The organism is Chryseobacterium sp. JM1 (genome assembly GCF_000737715.1).
Classification (GTDB): domain Bacteria; phylum Bacteroidota; class Bacteroidia; order Flavobacteriales; family Weeksellaceae; genus Chryseobacterium.
Genome location: NZ_JPRN01000008.1, coordinates 44,680 through 59,142 on the forward strand (window position 1 = coordinate 44,680; position 14,463 = coordinate 59,142).

General features: G+C 38.0%; 12 protein-coding genes. 6 read left to right on the forward strand and 6 right to left on the reverse strand.

Annotated elements, in window-relative coordinates; genetic code table 11:
- The first annotated feature begins 84 nt into the window (after window positions 1-84).
- From IW22_RS14275 to IW22_RS14295, 5 genes are all read left to right on the forward strand, one after another.
- Window positions 85-1,365, forward strand: a complete 1,281-nt coding sequence (locus IW22_RS14275) for a spondin domain-containing protein (RefSeq protein ID WP_034727535.1) — start codon at window positions 85-87, stop codon at window positions 1,363-1,365.
- Window positions 1,366-1,762: 397 nt separating this feature from the next.
- Window positions 1,763-2,275, forward strand: a complete 513-nt coding sequence (locus IW22_RS14280) for an FKBP-type peptidyl-prolyl cis-trans isomerase (protein ID WP_034727537.1) — start codon at window positions 1,763-1,765, stop codon at window positions 2,273-2,275.
- 81 nt (window positions 2,276-2,356) lie between these two features.
- Window positions 2,357-3,397 (forward strand): peptidylprolyl isomerase, encoded by a 1,041-nt coding sequence (locus IW22_RS14285; protein ID WP_228384052.1) that lies wholly within the window; start codon window positions 2,357-2,359, stop codon window positions 3,395-3,397.
- A 72-nt stretch (window positions 3,398-3,469) separates the two neighbouring features.
- Complete coding sequence (locus tag IW22_RS14290; protein ID WP_051891246.1) at window positions 3,470-4,060, forward strand: hypothetical protein; 591 nt, start codon at window positions 3,470-3,472, stop codon at window positions 4,058-4,060.
- A 137-nt stretch (window positions 4,061-4,197) separates the two neighbouring features.
- On the forward strand, window positions 4,198-5,376 hold the full coding sequence (locus IW22_RS14295; RefSeq protein ID WP_034727543.1) for a retropepsin-like aspartic protease: 1,179 nt from the start codon (window positions 4,198-4,200) through the stop codon (window positions 5,374-5,376).
- 1,074 nt (window positions 5,377-6,450) lie between these two features.
- Here IW22_RS14295 and IW22_RS14300 read toward each other — a convergent pair.
- Window positions 6,451-6,714, reverse strand: coding sequence for a hypothetical protein (locus IW22_RS14300; RefSeq protein ID WP_131401735.1), 264 nt, complete (start codon window positions 6,712-6,714; stop codon window positions 6,451-6,453).
- Between the two features lie 528 nt (window positions 6,715-7,242).
- On the opposite strand from IW22_RS14300, the gene IW22_RS14305 reads away from it, so the two are divergent.
- Window positions 7,243-7,719: a hypothetical protein gene (locus IW22_RS14305; RefSeq protein ID WP_165571892.1), complete on the forward strand. Its 477-nt coding sequence runs from the start codon at window positions 7,243-7,245 to the stop codon at window positions 7,717-7,719.
- A gap of 303 nt (window positions 7,720-8,022) precedes the next feature.
- Here the strand turns inward: IW22_RS14305 and IW22_RS14310 are convergent, their stop codons facing one another.
- Genes IW22_RS14310 through IW22_RS14330 form a run of 5 tightly spaced genes read right to left on the reverse strand, consistent with a single transcriptional unit; the run spans window position 8,023 to window position 14,417 of the window.
- Window positions 8,023-9,381, reverse strand: coding sequence for a M28 family peptidase (locus IW22_RS14310; RefSeq protein WP_051891247.1), 1,359 nt, complete (start codon window positions 9,379-9,381; stop codon window positions 8,023-8,025).
- A 3-nt stretch (window positions 9,382-9,384) separates the two neighbouring features.
- Window positions 9,385-10,743, reverse strand: a complete 1,359-nt coding sequence (locus tag IW22_RS14315) for a M28 family peptidase (RefSeq protein WP_034727551.1) — start codon at window positions 10,741-10,743, stop codon at window positions 9,385-9,387.
- A gap of 1 nt (window position 10,744) precedes the next feature.
- Window positions 10,745-12,148 carry a M20/M25/M40 family metallo-hydrolase gene (locus tag IW22_RS14320; protein WP_034727554.1) on the reverse strand — a complete coding sequence of 468 codons (1,404 nt, stop codon included), beginning with the start codon at window positions 12,146-12,148 and terminating at the stop codon, window positions 10,745-10,747.
- A 55-nt stretch (window positions 12,149-12,203) separates the two neighbouring features.
- Entirely contained in the window at window positions 12,204-13,448 is a 1,245-nt protein-coding gene (locus tag IW22_RS14325) for a DUF1015 domain-containing protein (RefSeq protein WP_034727556.1), read from the reverse strand.
- 3 nt (window positions 13,449-13,451) lie between these two features.
- Window positions 13,452-14,417, reverse strand: coding sequence for a D-2-hydroxyacid dehydrogenase (locus IW22_RS14330; protein WP_034727557.1), 966 nt, complete (start codon window positions 14,415-14,417; stop codon window positions 13,452-13,454).
- Between the last annotated feature and the right edge of the window lie 46 nt (window positions 14,418-14,463).

Consider the following 14,463-nt stretch of genomic DNA (forward strand, 5'->3'; position numbering starts at 1 on the left):
ATATAGGACCGGCGGAAATTTATTCTGCTGGTTTTTTTATTTTCTCGTTAAATATTGGTAATTTTTCAGAAAATTTAGAATACTATGCAATTTGTAAAGTTCAAACGACCTCTTGGTCTGCTTTCTTTAATGAGCGTTTTAGCTTTTTCTTCGTGCAGCACTGATGATGATGGAGAAATGGCAGTCAATGATTCAGCCGTAATCACCGTAGAAAATATCATTGAAGGTAAGTCATTATCACAGTCCGGAACTTTCCAGAATGCAGGATCATCACCGGTTCTTAATCCGGGAGAATCCACTTCTTTCAGTTTTTATGCGGGAAAAGGTCAGACTATCAGTTTTGCAGCGATGTACGGAAACAGTAATGACTTGTTTTTTGCTCCGGCAAATCCCGGAATAAAGTTATATCAGGATAACGGTGATCCGGTAACCGGGAATGTTTCTTCACAGATCAGGCTTTGGGATAACGGGACGCGGGTCAATCAGCCTACAGGCCCTGCTGTTACCCATCCTGGCGACACAGAAGCAACTCCAAAGAATATTATAGAAGTTGCATTGAGTACTCCCGCTTCACAATTACTGAAGGCTGAGCTTACTTTTGAAGGAGGCACCAAATTTACTTTGAAATTAACCAATACCTCGGGCGGTACAGCCAATGAAACCCCTATCAGCGCCGGTGTATGGACAGTATCCCATAGTTCGGGAAGTACACTGGTGAAAGAAGATCCTATTTTTACACCGGGAAAATTATCAGCCAACGGATTGACAGATCTTGCTGAAACAGGAAAAGTAACTGCTTTAACCCAATATCTTACCGGAATTACAGGTCCAAATTCTCCGTTTTCACCAGTATTGGTCGTCGTATACAGTGGTAATGAGAGTCCTGTTTTTAAAACAGGAGAGAATGACCGCGGACAAGGCTTGAAAGAACTTTCTCAACAGGGGAATGCGGACGTTCTGGCGAATTTCCTTAAAACCAAATCCGGTGTAAAAGAAGTATTTGTTCTTAAAGATCCTGCGAATACTGTTTTAAAGCCCAGAATAGACGGGAAAAACGGAGGGAAAGTATCCCAAACCATTTCTGCCCGAAAAGGAGACCGTATCGCACTGGTAACGATGTACGGACAATCTAATGACTGGTTTGCAGCAACCACTAATAATGGGGTAGACGGCTCCACAAGAGGTGATATCTCTTCGATCATGGGGCTTTTTGACAGTGGAACTCTGGTAAGTTCTTACCCAGGTGCACATATCGGATCTCAGCCGGCACAGACGGAAAGCCTGCCGGTACAGCAGCTAGCCAACCCGAATCCGTTCAATACACTTCCTTCGCTGCCACAGATGATTAAAGTAACCATTCAATAAATATTTGAATATCAAAATATAAGATCACCTCTTTATGGGGTGATTTTTTGTTTTAAATATTTCATTAATTCAACCACAAAAGAGGCAAAAGTTTTTAATGTTAAACACTTTAGAACACTTAAGTTTTAAAAGTTTTACCATCCTGAAAACAATAAGATCACAGAAGCAGAAAATCAAAGATTTTCATAAGAACTTAAGTGTACTTTCTATACGCAATCTATTAACTTTAAAAATTACTAAAGTGTTTTCTAAGCTTTTGTGACTTTTGTGGTTAATTTTTTTTAATCTTTAAATCTCCCATAATTCCACCCCTGGAAAATTCTTCACCATTTTCTCCAAAATTTTTTAAAACCTATTGAACAATATTTCCCCGAAATGCGTATTTTCGCAAAAGTTTATGAAAAAATTACTCTTCATATCAGCAGTATGCCTGCTAAGCTGCAACCGGAAAGCTCCCGAGGCGCATCCTCCCGTTGGCGGAGTATTAAGCCAGAAAGATCTGGATGTTTCCAAGGAAAGAATGAGGAATCTGAATACCATAGAAAGAGGCCAGATTCAGGATTGGATCAAGGGCCAGTCTGTGAAATATTATCCTACACAGCTTAATTACTGGGTAACGGTTGAGGGTTTTGATCAGAGAACAAGAAGAGCGGATGATACGCCGATTTCTTATTCCTATGATCTGTATGATTTTGATGAAACCAAGATCTACGATAAACCTTTTGAAAGAAGAGATGCCAGATTCGGGCATTTTGATGAACTGAAAGCGGTAGAGAATGCTTTGCGCTTTATGCATGATGGAGAGGAAGTAACGCTTTTGGTACCTTCTTCACTGGCCTACGGGACTTTTGGAGACGAAAAGAATATAGACAACGATATACCATTAATCATAAAATTAAAAGCTCTATAAATAATGAAATTGTTTAACAAGAATATAATTCTGGCAGCGGCAAGTATCTCGCTGTTGAGTTGTACCCCAATCTATAAAAAAATGAACGTAGACAAAGAAACTTACGAAGGTCTTAATGACGGACTTTATGCAAATCTTCAGACTTCTAAAGGAAACCTGATCGTGCAGTTCGAAGACAAAAAAGCACCAGTAACTGTAGCCAATTTTATCGGTCTTGCAGAAGGGAAAATAGATAACAAAGCTAAGGCGAAAGGCGTTCCTTTTTATGACGGAACTATTTTCCACAGAGTGATCAAAGATTTCATGATCCAGGGAGGTGATCCTCAGGGAACAGGAATGGGAGATCCGGGATATAAATTCGAGGACGAGAAAAACGACCTTAAACATACAGGAAAAGGAATCCTTTCTATGGCAAACTCCGGACCTAATACAAACGGTTCTCAGTTCTTCATCACTGAAGTGGCTACTCCTTGGTTAGACGGAAGACATACGATCTTTGGAAAAGTGGTAAAAGGTAACGATGTAATCGATGCAATCGCTAACGTAGAAAAAGGAGCTCAGGACAAGCCTAAAACGGATATCGTTTTAGAGAAAGTTTCTGTTTTCGGAAAAGGTGATGCTTACAAAAACTACGATGCAGCAAAAACTTTCACGGAAGGAAAAGCTAAAATCGCAGAAAACAATAAAGCTTATATCGCTAAAGAAGAAGCTGACAGAAAGAAAAAAGAAGAAGAATTCAAAGCGAACCAGGAGAAAATGGTTGAAGACCTTAAAGCTGGAATGCAGAAAACAGAATCAGGATTATACTACAAAATCACAAAAACAGTGGCAGGTGCAAAAGCTCCTAAATCTGGTGACAATGTATCTGTACACTATGCAGGTAAATTAATCGACGGTACAGAATTCGATTCTTCATTCAAAAGAAACGAGCCTATCGAAATTCCAATCGGAATGGGAAGAGTAATCAAAGGATGGGATGAAGGAATCCTATTGCTTAAAGAAGGTGAAACAGCTACCTTATTGATCCCACCAGCAATGGCTTACGGAGAAAGAGGAGCAGGAGGTGTTATTCCACCAAACGCCTGGTTAGTTTTCGATGTTGAGCTTGTGAAAGTACAGTAATTGAGAATTTAAAATATTGAAAGCCGTCCGTGAGGACGGCTTTTTTAATAATCCAATTTGTAAATTTGTTAAATGATGAAAACAAAATTATTTATACTGATGATTTGTTTCTTTTCAATAGTATCATGTACTAAGGGACAGAATGTTGATTATAAACAGGATATCAGGAAATCACTGACAGCTTTTATAGAAAATATAAAATCAAAGAGAATAGAAAATGCTGTAAATTTTATTTATCCAAAATATCTGAACCAAGTTACTAAGGAACATGTGATCGATATGTTGAACATGGCCTATAACAATCCAGCTTTTATGGTTGATATTAGCAATTTTAAAATAGACGACATTGAAAAACCTGAAAAAATAAATGATGAATATTTTTCAATAGCAAATTACTCTTTCAAAATGAAATTTCAAGTGCAGTGGAGTTTAATACCCAATGCAGAAATTGCAAAACAAAAGATTAATTTAGCATTGAAAGCCAAGTATGGGAAAGATAATATTCAATATTTTGATAAAGAAGATTATTATTTGATTAACGCAAAAATGAAAGCATGTGCTATATCACAGGACGAAAAAGATTGGAAATTTTTAATTCTAGATGAAAAGTATAAAGAGGAATTGGTAAATATTTTGCCAGAAAAGATTTTCCAAAAATTTTAAAATATTTTCCAATAAATTTGAATCAAATGTTTAAAAATCAGTAAGATAATTGATTTAAATAGTGTGGAATATCTGATTGTGCTGTTTTATTGTTTAGTAAATAATGAAAAACACTATTTTCGTGGTAAATTATTCACATGAAAAAAATCCTCTACACGCTTCTCATTCTCTCCACAACCACCATTTCCGCACAGGGGAAGAAATTCTTCAAAAGCGGGGAAGTACAGCTTCAGAATCCGGTAGAAAAGATTAACCTGAGATTTGCCAATGATCTGCCTTTTGTACAGGTAAACATCAACGGGAAATCATACAATTTTCTGTTTGATACCGGTGCACCTACCGTAATTTCTACGGCGGTTTATACTGAACTGGGCTTAGAGAAAAAACACAGAAGTACCGTAAAGGATTCACAGAAGAATAAGCAGGAACAGATTTTTACCATTCTGCCCGAAATGACCGTTGATAAAGCTGTTTTCAAGGATGTAGGAGCTGTGGTGATGGATTTCAGTATTTCGGAATTGAGTTGTTTTAAAATAGATGGTATTCTGGGAGCAAACCAAATGGCGAAGCTGTTCTGGAAAATCAATTACTCGGAAAACTCAATGGAAGCGTCAAAAGATCTTGCTCAGTTTAATCCTGCAGACTTTGATATTGTCATTCCCTTCAGTCCGAGAGCGCAGAAAACCCCTGTCGTAGAAACCGATTTACAGGGCAAGAAAATAGATCTCACTTTTGATACCGGATTTTCCGGAAGATTAAAAATCGCAGACAACGCTTATAATGCCGAAAAAGCGTTAAAGAGTGTAGAAGTGTACGGAACGAACTCAGTGGGCGCTTATGGGGCTGCAAAGCCTGCTCCTGGCTATATTTTCAGGACAGCAGGTTTGTCTTTGGGCAATGAGAGCTTTTCAAATGAAATTATCGCTACCGGAAGCACAAGCCTGATCGGAAATGATTTCTTTAAAAACTTTATTTTCATCCTCGATTGGACCGGAAATAAAATCTACATGAAACGCATCAAAAATGAACCCGCCAAACTGGAGTCTTTCGGCTTCGGATACCGCTTTATAGATGCAAAGCCTACTGTTGCTTTCGTATTTCAGGAAGAAAACTTCCCACTGAAAGTAGGAGATGCGATCATCAGCATCAACAATACCAATCTTGAAAATCTGGACAAAGACGGTGCTTGTCACTATTTCCTCAACAGAGTTGAAAGCGGGCAGAATGCCATCAATGTGAAGATCAGAAGAGACGGAAAGGTGATGGAGGTGAAATTGGAGAAGAAGGAGTTTCTGAAGGTGGGATTTGATGTTTGAGTGTTTGAAAGTTTTAGGGTTTTAGGATTGGGGCGTGTATGCGTGTATAACTTCTAGGGGCTAGATAATTTTAACCACAAAAGTCACAAAAGATTAAAAGCACTTTAGTGATTTTTGAAGTTGAATTGATTGCGCATAGAAAGTACACTTAAGTTTTTATGAAAATCTTTGATTTTCTGTTTCTGTGATCTTCCTCTATTTTCAGGATGTTAAACTTTTAAGGCTAAAGTGTTCTGAAGTGTTTAGGATTAAAAACTTTTGTTCCTTTTGTGGTTAAAAATCTCGCGCAGATCTCACGAATGGCGCAGATTCTAAATCTTATCAAAAATTTTCAACCACAAAAGTAACAAAAGCTTAAAAACACTTTAGTGATTTTTGAAGTTGAATTGATTGCGCATAGAAAGTACACTTAAGTTTTTATGAAAATCTTTGATTTTCTGTTTCTGTGATCTTCCTCTATTTTCAGGATGTTAAACTTTTAAGGCTAAAGTGTTCTGAAGTGTTTAGGATTAAAAACTTTTGTTCCTTTTGTGGTTAAAAATCTCGCGCAGATCTCACGAATGGCGCAGATTCTAAATCTTATCAAAAATTTTTAACCACAAAAGACACAAAAGCTTAGTAAACACTTTAGTTATTTTTAACGTTGAATGGATTGCGGATAGAAAGTACACTTAAGTTTTTATGAAAATCTTTGATTTTCGGCTTATGTGAACTTCTTATTTTCAGGATGTTAAACTTTTAGTACTAAAGTGTTTAAGATTAAAAGCTTTTGTGCTTTTTGTGGTTGAATAAAACGGTAAAATCTTTACATTATACAGATTCTTTTAAATTTTAACGATTAGGTTTTTAAGCTTTTAATAGTGTTTAGGATTAGTTTTACTTTAAGTGGAATCGCTTAAAAAAATCGTTTGATTTTTGTCTTAATTTTCCTTAATTGATCCTAATGGTTTAAAATAATTCAATCTGGAAAATCTGCAGGAGGTTAAAAATATTTGGAAATCACACAAAGCCGTAGATCATAAAAAAAACCGTTCAAATTGCTTGAACGGTTTTCTAGTAAAATTGAAATTAAAGTTATGCGTGTCTGGATTTCTTCCTCATTTGGGAAGAATTCATTTTTCCGGTAAGGGAGCTGATAAATACAAGTCCAAAGCCCAGATAAGCTGCAAATGCAGTAAGATATACTATTAAGCTGTTAAAGCCTGGTTTGGTAGCATATATAAAATATACCAATACGGAAAAAACAGCAAAGCTTAGCAGAAGCATCAGGCTCCAGATATTCATTTTTGCGGCATCTTCATTTCTCTTAAAAATCATTTCAAAAAAATCTCTCATCATAATCTCTTTTTAAGGGTTATACATCTGTTTTCCGTTCTTTCATAGAACGGTCCGGAATTATTCCGTTATACATTAATAGCGCACGGATCATGGTTATACTTGGCTAAGGTCATGATCATATGGCCGTTTGATTGTCTTACATCAGGGTATACTTTAAGTTACCCAGAAAATTTTAATTTAAAAGCAGTATTGAATCCCGACAAAGGATTCATGAGCTTTGACACCGTACACAGTTTGCATCGTAAAATGGAATTGATAAGAGGATTATCTCTTCCGTTGTATACGGTATCTAAGAAAATAGGACTATATCAGATATGATGACAGCCTTATTCCGGCTCAGCGGAAACTGAATATTCCGCGGTAACCTTTTCTCATCGTTTGTGCTTAAATAATTTTTTTTCAATGATTTAGCTTGCGAATTTCATGCCAAAGTGAATTTTTTAACTTGTTTTTGTGATTAAGTAACTTTAAGTTTGCATAAATCTATAATAAGTGACTCCGGAAAGTTTAGAAGAAAATATACAGAGTATGGCTGCCAGGCTTATAAAAATGGCAGAACAATATTGCTGGAATAAAATATCTCATCAACCTACTTTTCTTGTTTCAGATTTTAATGAATTCGGAGAAGACTTTCGGGAAATGCGAAAATTAAGGAATAAGATCAACAGATATAAAACACCTTTGCCGCTAGATGCTGTTATTGAATTAGTAAAAAAAGAGTATCAGGATTTGTATGATATTAATCTTTACATTTTTAAAGCATCACAGAAACAAACGATTATCGAAATTCAATATTACAGAAAATCAAATATGGAGCCTGATTATTATGAAAAAATAAAAGATAATCCGCCAATGCTTCATGTTAAGATTATACAGCCCGGTTATTCTTTGGAAGGAGATAAGTTTGATATTAACTGGGAATCGGGTGGTGGATTACGGCATTACTGGAAAAGTTTCCTTTATGAATTTAAATACAGGAGAATGGTGAAGAATTTAAAAAAATAGAAACCGCATAGAATCTGTGAAATTATTAACCACAAAAGTCACAAAAGTTTTTTGACACTTTAGTTATTTTAAAGTGAATGCTTTGAAAACAGGAAGTTCACATAAACCTTTTAAAAATCAAAGATTTTTATATTCACAATAATAAAATCTGCGCGATCTGAGAAATCTGCGGGAGATTTTTCACACAAAGATTAAATAAAAAAAATCAACAAGTTAATCATGGGAAGCGACTAACTTCATCAAAATCAACCTGTTGACAACATCTTTCACTTATAAAGGCAAAAGTATTTTAAAGGTAAAATCCTACCAGTTTTTATCAATCATATAAACCATTTGTGTCATCGCCGTGGCACCCAAAAGAAGTTCTCTTCGGTTTACCTTTTCAAAAGTATCTTCTTCTGTGTGATGGATATCGAAATACCTCTGGGAATCCGGAACCAATTCAGCGGTAGGAACTCCCATATCGTGAAGCGGGTAAATGTCCGTTCCCGAATATCTGCCTTCAAAATTGTAAACGCCATAAGGCAGGAACAGGCCAGCCCAGCTTTTGATCTGATTTCTTTTTTGATCATCCATTTCCAGGGCAATACCTCTTGGAGCAAAACCTCCGGCATCAGATTCCAGGGCAAAAATATGTTTCTCGTTCTTTTCTTTTACTGTTTTTCCGTACTGGATACCGCCTTTTACGCCATTTTCTTCATTAGCGAAGCAAACAACTCTGATCGTATGATTATTTTTAAGGTCTAAATTTTTAAACGTTCTCAAAACTTCAATGCTCTGAACAATTCCGGCTCCGTCATCATGTGCTCCTTCACCTACATCCCATGAATCCAGGTGTCCTCCGACAACAATGACGCTCTGGTCTTTTTTACCCGTTATTTCACCAATCACAGAGTGGGAGAGCTTCTCACCCTTCATTCCGCAATTGGAGTTCAGTTTTGCAGTAATTTTCTGCGTTTTTAGAAGGGCTTCAAGTTCGTCTGCCGTTGTACTTCCGATAGCTATAGCCGGAATCTTCAACACTTTATCCTCATAACGCATCGCTCCGGTGTGCGGAACATCGTCAAAAGCTGAAGACAGGGATCTCACGATGGCAAATTTTCCACCTTTTTTAGCCGTTAATGAAGCAGCAGTTACTCTATATTTTGCAGCATCGCCGTAGCCTCTGAATGTTTCCACAAAAGACTGACTAAAAGGGTAGTTAAAGAACACGATCTTATCCTTTACTTGATCTGATGAAAGCTTGTCATATTCCTCCATAGATTTCACGATGATGATCTCACCTGAAACGTCTTTTCCGCCTGTACCTTCAGAATTTCCCAGTGAAAGCATCTTCAGGTTTTTCCATTTTCCGTCTGCTGTTTTGATCTGCAGGGATTCTTTTCCCCGCGTCCATACGGGAACCATTACTTCCTGAAGCCATACCTTATCGGCGCCGGCATCGCGAAGCTTCTGTTCTGCCCATTTTACGGCTTTATCGTACGCTGCGGAACCGCTGAGACGGTGGCCAATGTTCTTGCTTAAATCCCTAAGCTCTGTGTAGCCTTTTCCGTTGTTTAGAATTTCCGTAGAAATTTTATTGAACTGTATAGAATCTTCTTTATACTGGCCAAAAGCAGCCATTCCTAAAAATAATAATGAAGTTCCAATTATCTTTTTCATAGTTTACCAGTTTTTATCAATCATATAAATAAGTTGAGTCATGACCGCTGCTCCCAAAAGAAGTTCTCTGCGGTTGACTTTTTCAAAGGTGTCTTCTTCTGTGTGGTGAATGTCAAAATAACGCTGAGGATCAGGGACGAGTTCTGCCGTAGGAACTCCCATTTCATGCAGCGGAGCAATATCTGAGCCTGAATATTTTCCTTCAAAGTTATAGACTCCGTAAGGGAGGAACAGATTCACCCAGCTTTGGATTTGCTTTCTGTGTTTGTCATCCATTTCCAGGGAAATTCCTCTTGGAGAAAAACCTCCGGCGTCAGATTCTATAGCAAAAAGATGCTTTTCATTGCTTTCTTTCGCTGTTTTTCCGTATTGTTTTCCACCTTTTGTTCCGTTTTCTTCATTGGCAAAACAGACCGCTCTGATGGTATGGTTATTTTGAATGCCTAATTTTTTAAATGTTCTCAGAACTTCAATGCTCTGAACAATTCCTGCACCGTCGTCATGCGCTCCTTCCCCTACATCCCAGGAATCAAGATGTCCTCCAACCACGATGACACTCTGGTCTTTTTTTCCGGTGATCTCGCCAATTACAGAATGGGAGAGTTTCTCACCTTTCATGCCACAGTTGGAGTTGAGTTTTGCAGTAACTTTTTTATTTTTTAATAATAATTCCAGTTCATCTGCTGTTGTATTTCCGATGGTTACGGCCGGAACCTTAGAAATATTGTCATCATACCGCATATTACCCGTGTGAGGAACATTGTCAAATGCTGAAGATAAAGACCTGATGACAGCAAACTTTCCACCTTTCTGAGCTGTTAAATTAGCAGCGGAACGTCGGTACGCGCCGGCCTCTCTGTAAGAAATAAAAGTTTGTACATGTGACTGATTAAAAGGATAGTTAAAGAATACAATCTTATCCTTTACTTGAGATGCAGGAAGCTTGTCATATTCTTCCAAAGACCTCACCATAATAATCTCACCTGACACATCTTTTCCGCCTGTCCCTTCAGAATTTCCCAGCGAAAGCATTTTCAGTTTTTTCCATGTTCCATCCGCCGTCTTGATCTGCAAAGATTCTTTTCCTCTGACCCAAACCGGGATCATCACTTCCTGAAGCCATACCTTGTCAGCTCCGGCATCACGTAGTTTTTGTTCTGCCCATTTCACCGATTTTTCATAAGCTTCACTTCCGCTCAGACGGTTTCCAATGTTTTTGGTAAGATCTTTTAAGTCGGTATAGCCTTTTCCGTTGTTCAGGATTTCTGTGGAGATCTTACTGAACTGGATAGAGTCTTCCTTAGACTGCCCGAAAACAGCCATTCCTGCTAATAAAAGGGAAAGGGTGAAGGTCTTGTTCATATTACCAGTTTTTATCGATCATAAAGATCAGCTGTGTCATGGCAACGGCACCTAAAAGAAGTTCTCTTTTGTTCACTTTATCAAAAGTATCTTGTTCAGAGTGATGGTAATCGAAGTACCGTTGAGTATCTACCACCAGTTCTGCCAAAGGAATATCCAGCTTTTTCAGTGGGGATATATCCTGAATAGCTTCAGTCTGGTCAAAATCATAAATTCCGTAAGGCAGGAAATAATTCTTCCATTCGAAAATCTGCTTTCGTCTTTGTGGCGGCATATCTAAGGAAAATCCTCTAGGTGAATATCCTCCCGCATCTGTTCCTAAAGCAAAAACATGTTTTTCATCCCTTTTTTTCACATAGGCTGCATACATTTCGCGTCCCTGTCCTCCGTTTTCGCTGTTGGCATAAAAAACAACTCTTATCGTATGATTATTTTCAATACCAAGCGCTTTGAATGTTCTTAAAACCTCGATGCACTGTGCAATACCGGTTCCGTCATCAATAGCGCCTTCCCCAAAATCCCACGAGTCTAATTGAGCTCCTAAAACGATCACTTTTGCATCCTTTTTACCTTGGATTTCAGCAATAATATTGGGATTGGTCGTGTCGCCTTTTGACTGGGCAGTCATATTTATTTTGGCGGTAACCTTTTGATTTTTTAGTAATTTTTCTAATTCATCAGCAGATCTTACTCCAATGGATAGAGCAGGAATTCTTACTTTGTCATCAGGTTCGTAATACACCATTTTTGCATGAGGTGTATCATCCATTGCTGTTGTTAACGATCTTATAATTAAAGCTTTTGCTCCTGTTTTTGCAATCACGGAAGCAGAAATTAATTTGGATTTTGCGGTGGCCAGATAAGAATCATTTGTATTAATGACCTTTGGATCCATTGGAAGATTAGCGAAAGCTATTTTACCTTTCAATTGCCCTACGGACATGGCATTAAGTTCGGCAGTTGAATTGATTAAAACAATTTCCCCCGTAAGATCTTTTCCGCCTGTTCCTTCAGAATTTCCGAAAGAAAGCATTCTGATGTTTTTCCAATCCCCGTTAGCGGTTTTTATCTCCAGGGATTCTTTTCCTCTTATCCAGACCGGAGCTTTAGCTTCCATTCTCCAGATCATTTCAATGCCGATGGATTTGAGCTTTTTTTCTGCCCATTCCACCGCTTTTATATAGCCGGAAGTCCCACTGAATCGCGGACCGATCCCTTTGGTAAGTTCTCCTAGATTTTCATAGGCTGCACCGTTGGTCATGATCTCGTCTGAGATCTTTTTAAACTCATCGTGATAGTTGAATTTTGCCGTGGTCGCCTTTTTTACAGGTTTTTTCTGGGGCTTTTTTTGAGAAAATAAAAATCCACTCAAAAAGAGTGGAAGTATAATGAAGATTTTTTTCATTTTTTATTTACCTTTCTTTTTCCGCTTATAAAAGTAGGGAAAAATTAGTAATTTATTAAGGTTTCATGTCGTACATTAACAGTGCTGTAACCAATTTCGGTTCGATGAATGTACATTTTGGAGGCATGCTCAGTTTCAGATCTGAAATTTTAATCATATCGTTGAAACTTACCGGATATATTCCGAAACCGACTTTTCCTTCGCCACTGTCTATTTTCTCCTTTAAAAAGTTAATTCCCTGTAGGTTAGAAGTCCCTTTTGCGTAGGAAATCTTCTCAGAGCTGTCTGAATTTTCTATTTTCAGGATATTTTTGAAAATGTATTTGTCCAAAAGATGATGGTCAAGATTATCCAGCGACATTTCTCTTGAACGGAGATCATGCTTCACGTGAAGGGAATAGAACTTACCGTCCAGATACATGGAGATATGGAATTTCTGAGAAGGGAAATAGGATGTTTCGCCTTTTTCGTGGATCAGGAAGTACTGGTCCAGTTCTTTTAAAAATTCTTCACTGGAAAGCCCGTTAAGATCCGTTAAGATTCTATTGTAATCATGGATCTTGATCGATTGGTTGGATACGATGAAACTGTATACAAAATTATAGGCTTCTGTACCGTTGTGTCTCTTGTTTTTCTCTTTGTGATGCTTGGCATTCAGAGCGGTAGATCCGATCCTGTGGTGACCATCTGCAATATAGAAAGAGTCGATCTGATCAATTACTTCTTTGAACTGCTGAAGTTTCAGACGGTTGTCTATTCTCCATATCTTATGTCTGATCCCGATAGAATCGATATGGTTGAAAATAGGAACATTCTTCTCTTCATGATTCATTAGAAGTTCAATCTTGGAATTGGAAGGGTAGGTAAGAAGCACCGGTTCAGCCTGAAGGCTTACTTTTTCCAGATAATGAGCCAGTTTTTCCTTTTTCTGAGGAATGGTACTTTCATGTCTTTTGATCTTTCCGTTCCAGAAATCTTCAATACTTGCTAATCCAAGCAAGCCTCTGAAAACCTGTTTGTTGGGATAGATCTGCTCATAAAGATAGTACGCAGAACTGTCCTGGATCAGTTTCTTTTCATCCAGAAGTTCTTCAAACGTTGATCGGATTTTCCTTAAATTCCGGTCAATATCTTTAGATTTACTTACAACGTAGGGTTTAATCATGTTGATGTAAGTATTTTCAACTTGAGCTTTCTCTGCAATCTCCTCTTGGGTGAAATTGTCCAGCGGATGTGTAGGGAAAGTGCTCTCAAAGTCTTTATGAGGTCTGATTCCACGGAAAGGTTTAAAAACAGGCATATTTTATCTTATGGTTTCTTTTTGTAGCTTAATAATTTGTTCTGCAAGTTCTGCGCCGATTTTTTCCTGGGCATCCACGGTGTTTCCTCCTACGTGAGGAGAAAGGGATAGCGCAGGGTTCATCAGCAAAGGAAGTTCCGGACTTGGCTCGTTTTCAAAAACGTCCAGTGCCGCTCCCGCCACTTTTTCAGATTCGATGAAATCCAGAAGGGTTACTTCGTTGATGACACCGCCTCTTGCAGTATTCACGATGTAGACGCCGTCTTTCATTTTTTCAAACTGAGGCGTGTCTATGATATATTCACTCGTTTTTGGGGTATTGATGCTGATGAAGTCTGTGTCTTTAAGGAAAGCATCCATATCATTGGTGGAAGTAATTTCAAAATTCAGACGCTGTCCGTCGAAAAAGTCCAGGGTAAGAACTTTTGTTTTCGGGTTTTTTGTCAATACTTTGATTTTCATTCCTAATGCAATTCCCATTTTCACCACTTCCTGACCTATACTTCCAAAGCCGATCACTCCAAGTGTTTTTCCTGAAAGTTCATATGCTTTACTGAATGACTTTTTCATGGCATTGAAATGAGTTTCCCCTTCCAATGGCATTAGCCGGTTCGATTCGTGAAGGAATCTTGCCAGTGCGAAAAAGTGTCCGAAAACAAGTTCAGCTACTGATTTTGAAGATGCTGTAGGCGTGTTGATCACTTTGATGCCTTTGCTTTTAGCATAATCTACGTCAATATTGTCCATTCCGATACCTCCGCGTCCTATGATTTTTAGGCTTGGGCATGCATCGATCATGTCCTGTCTTACTTTCGTCGCGCTTCTTACCAAAAGAATATCCACGTTATTTTCATTAATGAAATTGATCACGTGATCCTGTGCCACTCTGTTGGGCAGGACTTCAAATCCTGCTTCTGTAAGGGCCAGTTCTCCTGTTTTTGAGATTCCGTCGTTTGCTAAAACTTTCATGTGTTATTTAGATTTAAAGATTGAAAAATCCAGCTGTTTAATCATT